11 protein-coding genes and 2 tRNA genes are annotated in these 17,972 nt (G+C 62.5%); 9 read left to right on the top strand and 4 right to left on the bottom strand.

The features are described 5' to 3' along the window. Nucleotides 1–4: 4 nt before the first annotated feature. Complete coding sequence (locus tag AB4Y81_RS07540; protein WP_026266958.1) at nucleotides 5–1,216, bottom strand: macrolide 2'-phosphotransferase; 1,212 nt, start codon at nucleotides 1,214–1,216, stop codon at nucleotides 5–7. 182 nt (nucleotides 1,217–1,398) lie between these two features. Here AB4Y81_RS07540 and nudC point away from each other — a divergent pair, with 182 nt between their 5' ends. The 3 genes from nudC to AB4Y81_RS07525 are packed head-to-tail and all read left to right on the top strand — an operon-like array spanning nucleotide 1,399 to nucleotide 5,137. Continuing rightward, complete coding sequence (gene nudC / locus AB4Y81_RS07535; protein ID WP_441995611.1) at nucleotides 1,399–2,385, top strand: NAD(+) diphosphatase; 987 nt, start codon at nucleotides 1,399–1,401, stop codon at nucleotides 2,383–2,385. Further along, entirely contained in the window at nucleotides 2,382–4,514 is a 2,133-nt protein-coding gene (locus AB4Y81_RS07530) for an ATP-dependent DNA helicase UvrD2 (protein ID WP_055971890.1), read from the top strand. The genes nudC and AB4Y81_RS07530 overlap by 4 nt, the downstream gene beginning before the upstream one ends. Further along, nucleotides 4,514–5,137, top strand: coding sequence for a M48 metallopeptidase family protein (locus tag AB4Y81_RS07525; RefSeq protein ID WP_079580602.1), 624 nt, complete (start codon nucleotides 4,514–4,516; stop codon nucleotides 5,135–5,137). The genes AB4Y81_RS07530 and AB4Y81_RS07525 overlap by 1 nt, the downstream gene beginning before the upstream one ends. A gap of 57 nt (nucleotides 5,138–5,194) precedes the next feature. Here the strand turns inward: AB4Y81_RS07525 and AB4Y81_RS07520 are convergent, their stop codons facing one another. After that, nucleotides 5,195–6,631, bottom strand: coding sequence for a zinc-dependent metalloprotease (locus tag AB4Y81_RS07520; protein ID WP_018776489.1), 1,437 nt, complete (start codon nucleotides 6,629–6,631; stop codon nucleotides 5,195–5,197). 213 nt (nucleotides 6,632–6,844) lie between these two features. Between AB4Y81_RS07520 and AB4Y81_RS07515 the strand changes: the two genes are divergently transcribed. From AB4Y81_RS07515 to AB4Y81_RS07495, 5 genes are all read left to right on the top strand, one after another. Then, nucleotides 6,845–7,999 (top strand): YlbL family protein, encoded by a 1,155-nt coding sequence (locus AB4Y81_RS07515; RefSeq protein WP_018776488.1) that lies wholly within the window; start codon nucleotides 6,845–6,847, stop codon nucleotides 7,997–7,999. Between the two features lie 126 nt (nucleotides 8,000–8,125). Further along, a complete protein-coding gene (locus AB4Y81_RS07510) occupies nucleotides 8,126–11,110 on the top strand; it encodes a UPF0182 family membrane protein (RefSeq protein WP_026266956.1) in 2,985 nt (994 codons plus the stop codon). A gap of 153 nt (nucleotides 11,111–11,263) precedes the next feature. Beyond that, nucleotides 11,264–11,337, top strand: a tRNA-Met gene (locus AB4Y81_RS07505). 412 nt (nucleotides 11,338–11,749) lie between these two features. After that, nucleotides 11,750–11,823, top strand: a tRNA-Met gene (locus AB4Y81_RS07500). A 129-nt stretch (nucleotides 11,824–11,952) separates the two neighbouring features. Further along, entirely contained in the window at nucleotides 11,953–12,777 is an 825-nt protein-coding gene (locus tag AB4Y81_RS07495; RefSeq protein WP_110503897.1) for a GntR family transcriptional regulator, read from the top strand. A gap of 80 nt (nucleotides 12,778–12,857) precedes the next feature. Here AB4Y81_RS07495 and AB4Y81_RS07490 read toward each other — a convergent pair whose 3' ends face one another. Both AB4Y81_RS07490 and AB4Y81_RS07485 read right to left on the bottom strand, forming a co-directional pair. Beyond that, on the bottom strand, nucleotides 12,858–13,646 hold the full coding sequence (locus tag AB4Y81_RS07490) for a PspA/IM30 family protein (protein WP_441995610.1): 789 nt from the start codon (nucleotides 13,644–13,646) through the stop codon (nucleotides 12,858–12,860). Between the two features lie 99 nt (nucleotides 13,647–13,745). After that, on the bottom strand, nucleotides 13,746–15,803 hold the full coding sequence (locus AB4Y81_RS07485; RefSeq protein WP_179128290.1) for a TPM domain-containing protein: 2,058 nt from the start codon (nucleotides 15,801–15,803) through the stop codon (nucleotides 13,746–13,748). Nucleotides 15,804–16,124: 321 nt separating this feature from the next. Between AB4Y81_RS07485 and AB4Y81_RS07480 the strand changes: the two genes are divergently transcribed. Then, the gene (locus AB4Y81_RS07480) at nucleotides 16,125–17,780 is read left to right on the top strand and encodes a S1C family serine protease (RefSeq protein ID WP_026266955.1); all 1,656 of its coding nucleotides are present in this window, start codon (nucleotides 16,125–16,127) and stop codon (nucleotides 17,778–17,780) included. Nucleotides 17,781–17,972 lie beyond the last annotated feature (192 nt).

Below are 17,972 nucleotides of genomic sequence, written 5' to 3'. Positions count from 1 at the left end.
AAGCCTAGGAACGGTCCGCCGTGTGCAGTGGCGTGACCACGCTGATGGCGGCCGTGGATGTATCGTCATGGTCGCTTGAGGCATCGCCCCCGGCCCGGGCGGAATCCGCCGAGGCTGTCGTATCAGGCGAGTCAGTCGACCCTTCGGCAGCCGGCTCGGCAGCGGGGATTGCTGCCACCGAAACTGTTGGACCGGCGTCGGGAATTGCCACCACGCTGACCGCAGGTTGGTGGGCGGCGGCCATCGCGGCCTGATGCTCCGCAATTTCCCTTTCGGCGGCTTCCGCCTCTTCATCGCGGCGTGCCTGGTCCTCTATGTCGCTGGCGAGGGACTGCAGCATGGACTCAGCTTCCGCTGTCATGCTTTGATGTCCGGCTGCCATGGCCTTGACCAGATATTGGGCCAGTGCGAACTCTGCCAGCAAGGCAGCGCGGCGTAGCAGGTGGGCGTCCGGGGTCTCCCTGCGGGCCTGGGTGTAGTGGTCCAGCACTGCTTCCACAAACGACGTTTCGTTGGAGGCCACCAGCCACGCGAAATCGTCGGCAGGGTCACCGATCCGCAGATCAGTCCACCCAGTCACTGCGGTGACGTTGTCGCCCTGGACCATCAGGTTGTCTTCGTGGAGATCGCCGTGGACTACGGAGGTGTTGAACCGCCACAGGGCGACATCCTCCAGGGCATGCTCCCACCTGCGCAAGAGCGTGGCAGGAATCTTGCCCGTTGTTGCCGCCTGATCCAGTTCGTTGAGCTTGCGCTGCCTGAATTCATTGGCCGAATAGCTGGGAAGGTCTGCATTGATGACCAGGCTCAGCGGAAGATCGTGGACAGCAGCCAGTGCCGCACCGATTTCCTTGGCCAATGCCGGGCTGCTGGCCGAGAGTTCTTCGATGGACAGCACCGATCCCTGAAGGTGCGCATAAACGAAGGTAGTGAGAGAGCCCTGCCGGACGGTGCCGGCAATGGTGGGCACATGGAAGGGCAGTTCGGCCCGGACGGCAGGGGCGAAGGCCCGGAGCACCATGAACTCGGTTTCGAGGCGCGTGCTCGCCTCAGGATGGCGCGGCGAACGGACCCGCCAGCGTTTGCCTTCCGCGTCCAACAACGACGCGGAGTCGAAGTCTGCGTTGTCGTCGGGGGAATAGGCTGTAGCCGTCGGCGCCAAACCAGGCACCGCCGCGGTTGCTATAGCGGCCAGTTCGAGCGGTGTTCTTCTCACCTCTCCACGGTAGATTGAGTGCGGCCGATGGCCATGATGCAGCGCGGCGAGTCTTCAGATCCGCGGCAAATCGACAGCGGATCGGCCCAAAAGACCGACCTGGCTGCGTGCCGGCACCCGCTCTCCACAAGCGGCGGGCCTTTCAAATGTTTTTTGTCGGTACGAGTCAGTACGGTAGATACATGAGTCATACGGAGTCGCCGGCGCTTGCCAACCACCTGATGGACACTGTTCTTCCCGTCCGCCCTGCCATGGTGGATCGCGGTTCGGGCGTCCGTATGAAACCCGGCATGGTTGAAGACGTCATCGCTTCAGGCACTGCCAAGGCCATGGTCATCTCGCAGCGCAAAGCGCTGGTGACTGCGGAGGGGCTCTGGTTCGGCGACGCCACCGCCCTGTGGACGGCACTGAAAGAGTCCGACGCCGGTGCCGCCGCCATCTATTTGGGTACCACTTTGATGTCGTCCTCGTTGCCGGAAGGAACCCCGGTCCTCCTGTTCACAACCACCGAGCCCCCGGTTGAAGGAACGGCCACGATCCCCTCGGACGTCGAGTGGGCCGGGTTCCGGGATGTGGCTGCCACCTTGGATGCCATGGACACTGCACTGTTCATCGAAGCCAGTGCGATTTCCAACTGGCATGCCACCCACACGCACTGCCCGCAGTGCGGCAGCCCCACGGAGGTTGAAGCGGGCGGCTGGGTCCGGCGCTGTCCCAAGGACAACTCGGAACATTACCCGCGAACCGATCCTGCCATCATTGTCACCGTGGTGGGACCAGATGGTCGCCTCCTGCTGGGTGGCGGCGGACCCGTGGACGCCAAAAACTACTCAACTCTGGCTGGATTCGTGGAGCCGGGCGAATCCCTGGAACAAGCTGTGGTGCGGGAAATCGGAGAAGAGGTGGGTGTCCGCGTGACGGCCTGCCAATACCTTGGCTCGCAGTCCTGGCCTTTCCCCGCGTCCCTCATGCTGGGGTTCACGGCCACCACTGACGACGCCGTTGCCAGGCCGGACGGCGTGGAGGTAACACGGGCGCGGTGGTTCAGCAGGGATGAGCTGCAGGAAGCTGTGCTCAGCGGCGAGATCACGATTTCCACGCGGCTTTCGATTGCCCGTTCCCTGATCGAGCACTGGTACGGCGGCGTCATCGAAGATCTCCAGCCGTGACAGAGGTGTTTTTCGACGCCGGCGGCTCACTTGAGGAGCGCATCCTCGGCGGCTTGGACGACGAGCAACGTGAAGTGGCAAGTACCCTGACAGGTCCCATGTGCGTGCTGGCCGGAGCTGGTACCGGAAAGACCCGTGCCATCACCCACCGCATCGCTTACGGTGTCCACTCAGGGGTCTACAGCCCTCAGCGGCTGCTGGCCGTGACATTCACCGCGCGGGCCGCTGCCGAAATGCGCAGCAGGCTTCGCGATCTTGGCGTGGCCAATGTGCAGGCCCGCACCTTCCACGCCGCAGCTTTGAGGCAGTTGCAGTTTTTCTGGCCGCAAGCCATTGGCGGCACCTTGCCGAATCTCTTGGACCATAAGGCCAACATGATCGCGGAGGCCTCCCGCCGCTTGCGCCTCAGTACGGACCGCGCTTCCATCAGGGACCTGGCGGCGGAGATCGAATGGGCAAAGGTATCCATGCTGACGCCCGCCAATTACCTGGAGAACGCCCAGGGCCGTGGGACACCGGGCGGGTTCGACCTGACGGCAGTTTCGCGGGTTTTCCAAGCATACGAGGACATCAAGACTGACCGTAACGTCATCGATTTCGAAGATGTCCTGCTCATTACAGTGGGAATTCTCCAGGAGGATCCCAAGGTGGCTGCGACCGTTCGCGAGCAGTACCGGCATTTTGTGGTGGATGAGTACCAGGATGTTTCCCCGCTCCAGCAGCGGCTCCTGGATTTATGGCTTGGTGGTCGCGATGAGTTGTGCGTGGTCGGAGACGCCAGTCAGACCATCTATTCCTTCACAGGAGCCTCTCCCAAGCACCTGTTGGGATTCAAAACGCAATTCCCTGGTGCAAGCGTGGTCAAGCTCATCCGTGACTACCGGTCCACACCCCAGGTCGTGAAGCTGGCCAACGATCTTCTCGGATCCCGGCGGAGCGGGGGACCCGTCGCCGATGCCGCATGGGCGCCGCCCCTCAAGCTCGTGGCCCAACGACCGTCCGGTCCGGAACCGAAGTTCATGGAGTGCCCGGACGACGAGGCCGAGGCAGCTGTCGTCGCAGGCAGGATCCAGGAGCTGCTCGATGCCGGGGTCCAAGCCAGCGAGATAGCCATCCTTTTCCGTACCAATGGTCAATCCGAGGCTTACGAACAGGCGTTGGCATCTGCGGGCATCGGTTACCAGCTTCGGGGTGGTGAACGGTTCTTCGCCCGAAAGGAAGTCCGTGATGCCATCCTGCAACTCCGGGCTGCCACCCGGGCCGTTGCGGAGGGCCCCCAGGAGCCCCTGGGCCAGATCGTTCGGGACATCGTAGCGTCCCTGGGATACACCGAAGCTGCGCCGCATAACGGGGGAGCCCTCCGTGAGCGCTGGGAATCTTTGGCCGCGCTGGTCGCCCTGGCTGACGAGTTGGCTGTGAGCCGCGGTGAGTCATTCACGTTGGCTGAGTTCGTCAACGAGCTCCAGGAACGTTCCGTGGCCCAACATGCCCCGACGGTCCAGGGTGTCACGCTTGCTTCGCTCCACTCTGCCAAGGGCCTCGAATGGGACGCAGTGTTCCTGGTGGGCCTCAGCGAAGGCCTGATGCCGATCTCCTTCGCCGATACGCCCGAAGACGTGGACGAGGAACGGCGGTTGCTCTACGTGGGCATCACCCGCGCACGTGAACACCTGAACCTGTCATGGTCAACGGCCCGCACACCCGGCGGGAGGGCCAACCGTAAACCATCGAGGTTCCTGGACGGCCTTCGCCCCGACTCCGTGGCGTCCGCAAACGCCCGTAGCAAGACAGGCCCGGTGCGCAGGAAAGCTGCCGCACCGGCGTCGTGCAGGGTGTGCGGAAGCATGCTCGCCACCGGCGCTGAACGGAAGGTGGGACGCTGCAACCAATGCCCGCCCTCTTACGAGGAACAAACGTTCGACGCCCTGCGGCAATGGCGCAAAGACGAGGCAAAATCCGCCGATGTCCCTGCCTACGTCGTTTTCACCGACGCCACCTTGACGGCAATCGCCGAGGCCAAACCGACCTCCCTGGAAGAGCTGGCGGGCCTGGCCGGCATCGGACCGTCCAAGCTGGAGCGCTATGGCGAAGCTGTCCTGGCGGTCTTGGCGGAGAGCGCTGTTCTCTGATGGCAGGCGCACGGGCAGGGGACCGCGACGTGCCCCAGGTGACCGACGACGGAGCTCCGGTTGTCGTGCGCCGGTCAACAAGGCGGCGTCGAACGGTCGCAGCATTTTGGGAAGACGGCAACGCCGTGGTCGCTATCCCGGCGAGCTTCACCAAGTCCCAGGAGCGTGAATGGGTACGGCGCATGCTCGCCAAACTCAAGAAGCAAGGCGAGCAGCGGTCCGGCAGGAGCAAGCGCCGCCCCGCAACTGATGAAGTACTTGCTGAGCACGCCGCGCATCTTTCGCGTACCTACCTCGGCGGGCGTGCTGTCCCGTCGTCGGTCCGTTGGGTCGGTAACCAGAACTCGCGGTGGGGTTCGACGACGCCCGCAGATGGCAGCATCAGGTTGTCCAACAAGCTCCAACCCATGCCGCAGTGGGTGATTGATTACGTCCTGGTGCACGAGCTCGCGCACTTGCTTGTCGCAGGGCATAACGCGCACTTTTGGTCGTTGGTTGAAGCCTACCCCGAGACCCAGCGGGCCAAGGCCTTCCTGGAGGGAGTGGCCTTCGCGACGTCGAGGGGGCTCACCGGAGAAGCCGGCCCCGAAGACCACTCCGATACAGCCTCGGACGAGGATTAAAGCAGCAACGGCCGCCTTTCGAGGCGACCGTTGCTGACGGTTGTGTTTGGGACCCGGTTATTTAACCGGCGGCTGGGGATCGTTGCCGTCGGAGTCAGGCTCGTCGGCCGGGGTGTCGGAAGATTCGGTTTCACCAGCGTCGTCGCCTGCTTCGTAGCCGCCGTCCAACAGTTTCTGAAGGGCGTCGTCCACTTCACTGTCGCTTGCCTCGGCGAGGCGCCTGCGCTCGGAGAAGCCCTTGGGATCGTCCAGGTCGGCGCCGGTGGGCAGCAGGTCCGGATGGTGCCAGATGGCATCGCGTCCAGCGATGCCGCGCTCTTCTTTGAGGGTGGCCCACAAGGTGGCAGCCTCCCTGAGGCGTCGAGGACGCAGCTCCAAGCCGACCAGTGAAGAGAAGGCATGTTCTGCCGGTCCACCGGTGGCGCGCCGGCGTCGGACGGTCTCACGCAGGGCGGTCGCGGAGGGCAGGACCTTGTCGGTGGCCTCAGCGGTAAGTTCGTCCACCCAACCCTCGACAAGAGCGAGGGCAGTCTCAAGCTTTTCCAAGGCGGCAGTCTGCACGGGGGTGCGTTCCGGAGTGAAGACGCCCTGGGACAGAGCCGCCTGGATGCCTTCAGGGTTGCTGGGATCGAGATCCCGGGCCAGGTCTTCAATGCGGGACATGTCGATGTGGATGCCGCGGGCGTAGGCCTCGATGGCACCGAGCAAGTGGCCACGCAGCCACGGAACCTGCACGAACAACCTGGCGTGCGCTGCTTCACGGACGGCCAGGAACAAACGGACGTCGTTCTCCGGCAGGCTGAGCCCTTCGCCGAACTTGGCGACGTTCGCCGGCAGGAGTGCCATTTCCAGGTCCGCCAATGGGACACCGATATCAGTGGAACTGACAACTTCCGCGGACAGGGCACCGATTGCCTGGCCCAACTGCATGCCGAAGATCGCTCCGCCCATGTTCTGCAGCATGGAGGAGGCTCCGCCCATCATGGACTTCATTTCCTCGGGCATTTGTTGGGTGAGTGCATTGGACAAAGCGTTGGCAACGCTGTTCGCTACCGGTTCGGTCAGCCGCTTCCAGGTCCCAAGCGTCGCTTCCACCCATTCAGCGCGCGACCAGCCGCGTCCGATCAATCCTGTGGCGGACAGGTCAGTGACGGGGTCGAGCCATAATTCGGCGAGCCTCAGGGCTTCGTCGACTTCCCTGGCTTGTTGGGCAGTGACCGATGGATCGCTGCTGGAGGCGGCCACCCGGCGGGCGTTCTCATGCGCAAGCTGCCAATTCACGGGGCCCTCGGAGGTGGAACTCATCATGGCCTGGACCTGGGCGAACATTTGCTGGAGCAGCTGGGGATCGTTGGGCAGGCCCGCAGCCTTGGCCAGTTCAGCGGGATCGATGTTGCCCATGCCCTGTCCGCCCATAAGGTTCTGCAGCATTTCTGCCAGGGGATCCTTGGGAGTCTCGTCGTCGTTGGACGGGTTGTTTGGGTTGGAAGTCATGGTGCCGCCGATCGTCGAACTGGCTGGTGATCTCTTTCACCGTACCGCGCGGCCGGAAAGCTGTCTGCCCGGACGCGGCGTCGTTCGCTGTAGGCAAAGCAGTACAGCTGCGCCGTACCGCGTAGTGTTGATGTTTGGTATGTGCTGCCGCCGCCTGCGGCGGGAGCAAGCCATAGGAACCGGTCACGCCATGCCGGAAAAAGAGAGGCCTCAATGCTTACTTCACCCAGCCCCGAGGGCTCCTTTACCTCGCGCCAGAGCCAGGATCCGCGTCAAAAGTCCGACGCCGATCCCTCCACGGTGCCTCCCGCACCTCCGGGTAACGGCCGCTACATGATCATGGTGATTTCAGGGCTGCTGGCTTTGGGCCTCGGCATCGGGGCGGCCGCGTTGCCGGTCCCGTACGTCATTGAGTCGGCCGGCCCGACGTTCAATACTCTGGGCAAGGACGGTGACAAGCCGGTCATCAGCATTTCCGGCCACGAGGCCTTCCCGGCCAAAGGGAACCTTGACCTCACTACCGTGGTCATGACCGGCGGTCCCAAGACTCCCGCCACTATTTTCGATGTCTTCCGTGCCTGGCTCGACAGTTCCAAGGCGATCTACCCCGAGGAACTCATTTATCCCAAGGGCACCACTGCAGAGCAGACGGTCCAGCAGGGCGAAATCGACATGGAGACATCTCAGGAGAATGCAGTGGCCGCAGCGTTGCGGCAGCTGGATATCCCCTTTGAGCAGCGGCTGGATGTTGCCGGCTTATCGGACCCCTCGCCGTCCGCCGGCAAGATCAAGGAAGGTGACCGCCTGAAGACCATCAACGGGAAGGCCATCACCTCGATGGCCGTAGTGCAGGCCGAACTTGCCGCGGGCGCGGGTGCTCCGGTCGCCGTCGGGGTGGAGCGGAACGGCGCCCTCGTCACCGAAACAGTTACCCCCACCAGGAACCAGGCTGACCGGTATGTCCTCGGGGTGCTGTTGTCGAGCGATTTCACCTTTCCTTTTGATGTCAGCATTTCGCTGGACAACGTTGGAGGTCCCAGTGCGGGAATGATGTTCGCTTTGGGGATCGTGGACAACCTGACACCGGGTGACCTGACCGGGGGCAAACACATCGCCGGCACAGGCACCATCACCGCCGACGGCAACGTGGGCGCGATTGGCGGCATTGCGCAGAAGATGATCGGTGCCCGCCAGCACGGAGCCACTATGTTCCTGGCCCCGGCGGCGAATTGTTCCGACGTCGTGGGGCATGTCCCGGATGGACTTCAGGTCGTCAAAGTGGAGACGTTGGCCGACGCGACCGCTGCCGTGGAGCGACTCGGGTCCGGACAGGACACGGCGGGCCTTCCCACCTGCACAAACAACTAGACTGGCGGTGGAACTTAGCTCCACCGCCACTCGTGGCATATATGACGGCCTCCGCCATATCCCAGCGGCAGAGAATGTCAAGTACTCGCACACCGACTGTTCACTGACACCAATGAGGTACAGAGTTTGTCCCGTCCCGCCAGCTCCAACCCGCCCGGAAGATCACCGCTGAGACGAGGTGCCCTGACTCCGACGCTCATTGTCGTGGCCGTGGCCGTCGTCGGGTTCATTTTCTTCGCCAATGTGTGGACTGACGTCCTCTGGTACCAGCAGCTTGGTTTCTTCGAAGTTTATCTTCGGGAAAATCTTGCCAGGATCATCACGTTCCTGGTCGGTTTCGCCATGATGTTCGCAGCGGTCTTCTTTGCCATCAGGATCGCGTACCGTTCACGCCCCGTCTACGCTCCTGATGCGGAGTCCCGGGATAACCTCAACCGCTACCAGGCGCAGCTCGAGCCTGTCCGTCGGGTGGTCATGATCGGCCTGCCTATTCTCTTCGGACTCTTTGCCGGAAGCGCGGCAGCCAGCCAATGGCAAAAAGCCTTGTTGTTCTTCAACCAGGAGCCCTTCGGCCAAACAGACCCCCTGTTCAACCTCGACATCAGCTTTTACCTGATGTCGTTGCCGTTCCTGGGTTTCGTCACCGGGTTCCTCATCAGTATTACCGTGGTGGCCGGCATCGCCGGCATCCTCACCCACTATCTCTATGGCAGCATCCGCCTCATGGAGCGGGGCATCTTCACCAGCCGTGCAGCGCAGATCCACATTGCGGTGACGGGCGCGCTCTTCCTGATCCTGCTGGGCGTCAACTTCTGGCTGGACAGGTACACCACCGTCCAGAGCAACTCCGGCCGCTGGGCCGGCGCCTTATACACGGACGTCAATGCCGTGGTGCCCACGAAGGCGATCCTCGCAGTTGCCGCGGCTTTGGTAGCCATCCTGTTCATTATTGCTGCGGTGATCGGCCGATGGCGCTTGCCGGTCATTGGTACCGCGATGCTGGTAATCACGGCGATCCTCGCCGGCGGCGTCTATCCTTGGGTTATCCAGCAGTTCCAGGTCCGCCCCTCGGAGAACACCCTTGAGCGGGAATTCATCGACCGCAACATCAACATGACGCGGTCTGCCTACGGCCTGGACAAGATTGATGTCTCTGCCTACAACGCCACGACGACGGCGACAGCCGGTGCATTGGCCGCGGACGCGCAGACCGCAGCCAACATCCGGCTCCTTGACCCGAACCTCATCTCATCGGCCTTTGCCCAGCTTGAGCAGTTCCGCCCCTACTACCAGTTCCCGCAGACCTTGAACGTCGACCGCTACATGGTGGACGGCAAGGTCCAGGACACGGTGATTGCAGTCCGTGAACTGAATCCCGACGGCCTGAGCGCGAACCAGCAGACCTGGGTCAACAGGCACATCGTGTACACGCACGGCTATGGCGTGGTGGCTGCAAAGGGCAACAAGTTCACCGCTGACGGCAAGCCCGAGTTCCTGCAGTCCGGCATTCCGTCCAACGGTGTCCTGGGCAACGACACTACCTACGAGCCCCGGATCTACTTCGGTGAGAACTCGCCCGAGTACTCGATTGTTGGTGCCCCGGATGGCGCTCCGAACCGCGAGCAGGACCGTCCGGCGAGCCGCGAAGGCGGGGGAGAGACGCAGTACACCTTCAATGGCAATGGTGGCCCGAACGTGGGCAACTGGCTCAACCGGATCCTCTACTCCATCAAGTTCCAGTCTTCGGACCTGTTGCTCTCGGACGGCGTCAACGCTGAATCGCAGATTCTCTACGACCGCAATCCCCGCGAACGGGTGGAGAAACTTGCTCCCTACCTGACGGTGGATGGCAATGCCTACCCGGCAGTGGTTGACGGCCGCGTGAAGTGGATTGTCGACGGCTACACCACCAGCCAGTACTTCCCGTATTCGCAGCCGCAGCAGCTGCAGAACGCCACGGCTGACTCGCAGACCAGCGCCGGTCGGACCGTTGCCCTGCCGAACAGCTCCGTGAACTACATCAGGAACTCGGTCAAGGCCACCGTTGATGCCTACGACGGTTCGGTAAACCTCTACGCCTGGGACGACCAGGACCCCATCCTGAAGGCATGGCAGAAGGTTTTCCCGACCACCATCAAGCCGTACTCGGAGATGTCCGGCGACCTCATGAGCCACGTCCGCTACCCGGAGGATCTCTTCAAGGTCCAGCGTGAACTCCTGGGCCGCTACCACGTGACGGATCCTGACAACTTCTACCAGAACAACGACGCGTGGAGCGTTCCGAACGATCCCACCGTTTCCGAGGCAGTAAAGCAGCCGCCGTTCTACATGTCCCTGCAGATGCCTGACCAGGAGAAGCCTGCGTTCCAGCTGACCTCGTCGTTCATCCCGCAAACCGTGAACGGAAACGCCAGGAACATTCTGTACGGCTTCCTTGCGGCAGATTCCGACGCCGGCAATGTCAAGGGCGTCAAGGCAGACAGCTACGGCAAGCTGCGGCTCCTGCAACTGCCAACCGACACACAGGTTCCTGGTCCGGGACAGGCACAGAACAAGTTCAACTCGGACCCCACAGTGTCACAGGCGTTGAACCTCCTGCGCCAAGGTGCGTCCGACGTTCTGAACGGCAACCTGCTCACCTTGCCCGTCGGTGGCGGCCTGCTGTATGTCCAGCCTGTCTACCTGAAATCCACGGGTGAGACGTCCTACCCGACACTGCAGCGTGTTCTGGTTGCCTTCGGCGACAAGATCGGTTTTGCGCCGACGCTTGACGCGGCCCTGGACCAGCTGTTCGGCGGCAACTCCGGAGCAACGGCGGGCGACTCGGCCAATAATGGCCAGACGCCCACCACGCCCCCGGGAACAACTACCCCGCCAGCCGGACCTACGGATGCCAAGGCTGACCTCAAGGCAGCCTTGGAGGCGGCCAACAAGGCCATCCAGGACGGTCAAGGAGCCCTTGCCAAGGGTGACTTTGCCGGTTACGGCGAACAGCAGAACAAGCTGTCAGAAGCCTTGAAGAAGGCCATGGACGCTGAAGCCCGACTGGGGACAACGTCGACGCCGTCAGCTACTCCAAGCGCGACGCCGTCACCATCGCCGAGCAGCTAAGGCCGCGCGTCGATTGAAGGCCGGCACCCGCTCCTTATGGAGCGGGTGCCGGCCTTTTTTGCACGTGCCGACCATCCGTGGGGCGGGGGAGATGCACATCACGTCGCCAGGATTTGGTCTGCCATTCAGCGGACGGTAATGTTGTTCTTGCGACGCGGGGTGGAGCAGTTCGGTAGCTCGCTGGGCTCATAACCCAGAGGTCACAGGTTCAAATCCTGTCCCCGCAACTGGAGAAAAGGTCCGGATCAGTAATAGCTGATCCGGACCTTTTGTTTTGCTCCCAACCCTTGCTCACGTCCCGCGTGTTTGCTCCCAACCCTTGCTCACGTTCCGCGTGTTTGCTCCCAACCCTTGCTCACGTTCCGGCTGTTTGGGCGCGACCTTGCTCAAGTCCCGCGTGTTTGCTCCCAACCCTTACTCACGTCCCGGCTGTTTGGGCGCGACCCTTGCTCACGTCCCGCGTGTTTGCCCCCAACCCTCGTTCACGTCCCGCGTGTTTGGGCGCAACCCTTGCTCACGTCCCGCGTGTTTGGGCGCGACCGTCGCTCATGTGGACCAAGACTGCAGCGTGATCTGCGGCACCTTTGATGGCCTATGGTCAGAGACACCCTGAACCGTGGGGTAGAGTTGTTCTTGCGACGCGGGGTGGAGCAGTTCGGTAGCTCGCTGGGCTCATAACCCAGAGGTCACAGGTTCAAATCCTGTCCCCGCAACTGGAGAAAAGATCCGGATCAGTGAAACTGGTCCGGATCTTTTGTTTAACCCAGGGCGCTGAAAGATGTCGTTGACGACGTGGGTGCTAGCATCGAATCCGGATTTGCTGAGGCAGGAAAAATTCTTCGATGGGACAGCCTATGGTCAATGGTGACGTCAACTCAGGCCCCGAGCACAAAACACTTCAGAGGGACAGCCCTGTAGCGGTGTACCAGCAGGTGGCTGACGTCCTGACGGACCAAGTGAGCCGTCTGGAACCGGGATCGCGCATTCCCACCGAAGAGGCCCTCATGGACGAATATGGGATCAGCCGAACGACTGTCCGGAAGGCAATCGAAACGCTGGTGTCCAAGGGGCTGCTGGTCCGTCGGCAGGGGAAGGGCACTTTCGTGATGGCCCAGCGCCCGGTGAAGATGCTCAATCGACTGGCACCCTTCATGGAAACCTTTACCGCTGCCGGCATGAAGACCGTCAAGGGCCTCATCGAATACAAATGGATGGAAAAGGACCGCAGTGTTCCAGCGAAATTGGTTTCCGATGACAACCTGGTTTTGGTAATCCGACGTTCCTACTCGAGTGCTGGGTGGCCGTACGCAATTGCGGAGATCTTCATTCCCTCACATATTGGGCGGCACATCAGCTTGGCTGACGCCGAGCGGAATTCCATCTACCAGGTCATCCAGGACAGAACGCTGAAGCCCCTCCATCGCGCCGAGATCACCGTGACCATGCATGCACCCCCTGAGCACCTTGCAGACGCTCTGAACGTGCGTGGGTTCGCGATGGTGCCCAGGCTCGAAAGGACCACGCTTGGACCCCATGGAGAGGTCCTGGAGTGCACAGTGACCTATTTCCATCCGAAGGGATTCGAAATTCGCGCCGAGGTTGCAACAGATGCCAGCCCGGGGCAAGAAACGCCGTCATCCACCGAAGGGCAGGCGGCCAGCGCTTAAAACGAAGTGGGCAGGATCCCTCGGGATCCTGCCCACTTGGCTGTCAGCAACGCGTGGAAGGGGGTACCCTCCCGTTCGGCCTAGAGTTTGTCGAAGTCAGCTTCGTCGACCGTCGCCTCGGCGGATGCAGGGGCTCCGGCACCGATTGCCGGCTTGGAGCCGCCGGACTTCAGTGCAGCAAGACGGGCTTCGATCTCCGTCTGCTCACCAAGGTCCTCAAGCTGGTTGAATTGTGCGTCGAGACTGGAGCTGGCAAGCTCCTGCTGGCCGAGGACCTTGGCCTCTTCCCGGCGGATCTTTTCCTCGAAGCGGCCAACCTCGCTCGTGGGATCCATGATGTCGATGCTCTTGAGGGCATCGTGTACCTGGGACTGCGCGGCAGCCGTCTTGGAACGTGCCACCAGCTCATTGCGCTTGGCGGTGAGCTGGTTGAGCTTGTTCTTCATCTGGTCAAGACCGGTCTTGAGCTTGTCCACGACCTCGGTCTGGGACGCGATGCTCGGTTCGGCCGCCTTTGCCTCCGACTCTGCGGTCATTTGGCGCTGGATGGCCACCTTGGCCAGGTTGTCGAACTTCTGGGCATCCACGGTGTCGCCGGCCGCGCGGTACCCGTCGGCTTTCCGGGACGCGGCCAAGGCTTTGTTGCCCCAGTCCTGTGCGTTCTTGATGTCCTCGTTGTAGTCCGCCTGCAGCATCCGGAGGTTGCCGATGGTCTGTGCCACGGCGGACTCGGCTTCGGCAATGTTGTTTGTGTAGTCGCGGACCATCTGGTCCAGCATTTTCTGCGGGTCTTCTGCCTGGTCAAGCAAGGCGTTGATGTTGGCCTTTGCCAGCTGCGAGATCCGACCGAAAATGGACTGCTTAACCATGGTGTTGCCTTTCGTCCTGCTCAGTGATGCCCACTGAATTCAGTGATCAGTTGTTGTACCGCTTCTATGCGGGGCACGGACCCCACTTAGTCTCTAGGTCTAGAAGTCGCCACCGCCGCCGCCGTCGCCACCCCAGCCGCCGCCGTCGAAGCCTCCACCGGAGTCACCGCCGCCGCCAAAGAAGCCGCCGTCACCGCCGCCGCTGTTGTGGCCGCCGCCCCAGCCACCTCCGCCGCCATTCAGGATGGAGTTGATGAGGATTCCACCTAGGATTGCGCCGCCAAGGCCCCCGCCACCGCCTCCGCCGCCAAACATGCCGCCGCGGCCATAGCCTTGGTCGGCGTAGCCGAACTGGTCGACATCGGATTGTGCGAGCTGGGCGGCCTGTGCCGCCAGCGAGTGGGCCTGCTGAGCGTAGGTCAGTGCGGTCACCGGGTCATTGCGGGAGATGGACAGGGCGTAGTCGAGATTGCGCTGGGCTTCGGCCAGCCGTGTCCTGGCTTCGGTACCAACGCCACCACGGCGAGCCGTGATGTAGTCCGAGGTCGCACTGATCTGGGCCTGTGCAGCCATGATGGTTTGCTGCAGTGAGGCCTGCGCGCGGCGGGCCTGCTCCTGCTGATCACGGATCCCGGACAAGGACTGGTCCAAGGCCTGGTGGGCCGACTCAACACGGCTGAGGGTGGCAATGGGATCGATCTTGCCGCCTTGGATTTCGGTCTTCACCTGCGTCAGGGCAGCTTCCACTCCGGCCACCGGGCCCGCGAGTTCAGGATGGGCACCCGATTGGATCATCGCCCGGGCTTGGGCGAGGTCCTGGCTGGTCTCGGCTACGGCACCATCGAGGGAGGCGCGTGCTTCATCCAGGCTGCCGGCGGTCTTGGAGATGGCCTCGATCAGGATGTTGGTCTGGTGAAGGCTTTCCTCAGCAGCGCGAACGGCAACTGCTGCCATGCTGCTCTCGCCAGCTGTCAGCTTCTCCTGTGCCGTGGTTGCTGCGTTCTGGACGAACGCCAGGCGTTCCTTAGCCTGCAAAATGTTGTCGGAGACCTGGGTCAACGCGGATTCTGCGTACTTGGCCCTGAGACCGTCAAGGGACTGCTCGGCGTTGGCGATCTTGGCGTCCGCTTCCTTCGCCCCGGCCGTCACTGCTGCCAAGGCCTGCGGCGCGTTTTTTTCCAGTTCGCGCAGGGAGTCGAAGTCAGCCTTCTGGTCACGCAACGACGCCAGGGCTGCTTCGGAACGACGGATGATCTCGCCGAGCCAGCTGCGCTGCTGTTCTTCAGTGTCCGGGATATGGTCGTCCAGTTGCTGCTGAAGCTTGAAGGACTCCGTCATGTGGCCCTTGGCCTCTTCCAGGGCCTTGGTGAAGTTGCCAATCGCGGTGTCACCGTACTGCGCCTGCGCAAAGCCCAGCTCCTGTTCGCTGGAGCGGATGGCGTCGTCTGCTTCGATCAGCAGCGAGCCGCTCTTCTGACGCAGTTCCGGGATACTGAGGCCCGCGAGCGGGTCAAGCTGTTCGCCTTGCGGTCCGTAGCTGGCGCTGACGGCTTTGGTGCCGCCCTTTTTGCGTCGGTTACGAAGGTAAAGGTATGTACCGGCACCACCGGCCGCCACGACACCCACCCCGACGAGGACTCCAACACCGGCACTCCCATTGGGGACGGTTCCACTGCCGCCGCCTGCTGCGTCGCCAATGGCTGCGGCAGCGTCGATGACTGCTTGGGCGTAGTTGCCAGCGCGCAGCTGGGGGTCAATTGCCTTGCTGGTGATTGTGTCCCGTTGGGCGTTAGTGATTTTGCTGTTGCTGGGCTTGCTCAGCTGGTACTGCCGCGTGTCGGTAGCAACAGCGAGAACCAGAGCATTGGGACCCAGCTGCGCCTTCTCGGCCACATCCTGGGTCCATTGCACGCGATCGGTGGGATTCTCGAACTTCTTGACGAAGACCGCGTGCAGCGTCATGGCGTGATCCTTGCCAAGTTTCTGGATGGCTTCTTCGACCTTCGCCTTGTCACCACCCAGTACTCCCGCGGAATCCACGATCTTGGTGGTGGGATCAAGCGTCACCGGGCTCTCCGCCCAAGCCGCGCCGGCCGGTAGGGCCAACAATCCAGCCACGCCAATGACAGCGAGTACGCGTTTAAATATTGACCGCATGTGCAACCCTTCAGCACGTCTGCGACTGGAACAAGGCGTACCAATCGTCACAGAATGCTCAGCGCCCCCACGCATGGTGTAAAGCCGCAGGTCGCTGTGGCAATTCCTCTTGATTCTATGGTGCACCCCATGGCCCGTCCACAGGGGTGAATATGCCACCAGCGAAATATAGGAGAAACATGGATTGTTGCCTCGTTGAGAGGCATCTAGGCGGCCCCGCAAGCGCAGACCTTAGCCTTTCAGGAAGCTCCCAGCGAACGTCCCCTTTTGTTCCAGTTATTGGGTACATAGTTGTTGAAGACGAGGACGAAAGGAAGACCCATGACGGAGAACCCAGCGCAGGGCAACGGACCGGAAGGTCGAGAGCCATCACAGCCCCATGCAACGTCGGGCCAGCACAATGATGCCAGCGGGCACAACGATGGCGCCCAGCAGCAACCTGCCTGGACTTCAGGGCAAAACCAGGGCGCGGATGGCGCGTCCCAGGCCACGACGCCCCTGCCGGCGTTCCAGCCGCAGGCCCAGGACCAGCAGCAGGGCCAGCAGCAGGGCCATGGTCAGCAGCAAGGCCAGCCGCAGAACCAGCAGCCCTACTACGGCACTCCACAGCATCAGGATCCGGCGCAGCGCCCCAACTACCCGCAGCACCAGCCCTTCTACGGTGGCGGAGCAAACCCGGGCGGCAACAACCCCGGCCCACAGTTCCAGAGCACCCAGGGCCAGCACCCCCAGGGCCAGCACGCTCAGGGAGTCCATCACGCGACCGTAACCACCAAACGCAAGCCCGCGTTCGGAGTGGGAACACTTGTGGCGAGCATGCTCGCAGCGGGCCTCATTGGCGGTGGAGTTGTCGCGGGCAGCAACGCGTTGTGGGACAACCCCGCGCCGGCAGCGTCCACGGGTGGCCAGTCCAGCACCGTCATCGTGAACAACAAGGATGATGTCAACGTGATCACCGCCGCGGCCGCCAAGGCTTCACCCAGCGTGGTCACCATCAAGGCCACCAGCGGAAATGAAGGCGGAACCGGATCCGGAGTCATCCTGGACGATCAGGGCCATATCCTCACCAACACCCACGTCGTGACATTGGATGGCGCTACGTCCAACGCCGCCATCGAGGTCCGTACCAGCGACGGCAAGGTCCTGAAGGCAACCGTTGTCGGAACGGATCCGTTGTCCGACCTCGCCGTCATCAAGGTCAGCGACGCCTCGGGTTTGGTTCCTGCCACCCTGGGTGACTCGTCGAAGATCAACGTGGGGGACACCGCCGTCGCAATCGGTTCGCCCTTGGGCCTGACCGGTACGGTGACGGACGGTATTGTCTCCACCCTCAACCGCACCATCAGCGTGGCTTCTTCGGCAGCGCCGAAGGAGGGCACCGACAATTCGCAGGGCGGCGACCAGGGCTTCCAGTTTGCGCCGCCGAACGGCCAGCAGGGTCAGTCCACCGCCAACGAAGGTTCCATTGCCATCAACGTGATCCAGACGGATGCTGCGATCAACCCGGGCAACTCGGGCGGCGCGTTGGTGAACAGCAAGGGCGAGATCATCGGCGTCAACGTCGCCATTGCATCCGCCGGCAGCGGCACGTCCGATTCGTCGAGCGGCAACATCGGCGTGGGCTTCAGCATCCCTATCAACCATGCCAAGCGCGTGGCCCAGGAAATCATCGATTCCGGAAAGGCCAGCCACGGCCAGTTCGGCGTTTCGGTCCGGGCGAAGTCTGCGACCAGCAGCGACTCAGGGTTCAGCGTGGGCGCGGAGGTTGCCTCGGTGACCTCCGGTTCTGCCGCAGCAAAGGCCGGCATCAAGGTTGGGGACGTCGTCACGAAGTTCGGTGACTACGCTGTCAGCGATCCCAACCAGTTGACTGCAGCGGTGCGGGAGCAGCCTGCAGGCGCCAAGGTCAAGGTCACCATCCAGCGTGGTGGCCAGAGCCAGGAAGTCGAGGTCACCCTCGACGCGGCGCAGCAGTAAGGCCCGGGAGAGRCAAACCATGACGACGGCCGGCACCTTTGAGGTGCGGGCCGTCGTCGTGCCGTCCCGGCGTGGTTCCGCAGGACTGAAACAGGGGTTAACGCTGGGAGTGGTTTTCTGCGGGCAATATGCTTAGCTAGGACGAGCCCACGCGCTGGGCAATTCACGGCCACGCTGTTGCGGTTGGCCGTC

It is taken from the genome of Paenarthrobacter sp. TAF1 (assembly GCF_052113825.1).
Taxonomy (GTDB): domain Bacteria; phylum Actinomycetota; class Actinomycetes; order Actinomycetales; family Micrococcaceae; genus Arthrobacter; species Arthrobacter nicotinovorans.
This window is presented reverse-complemented; position numbering and strand designations above follow the sequence as displayed.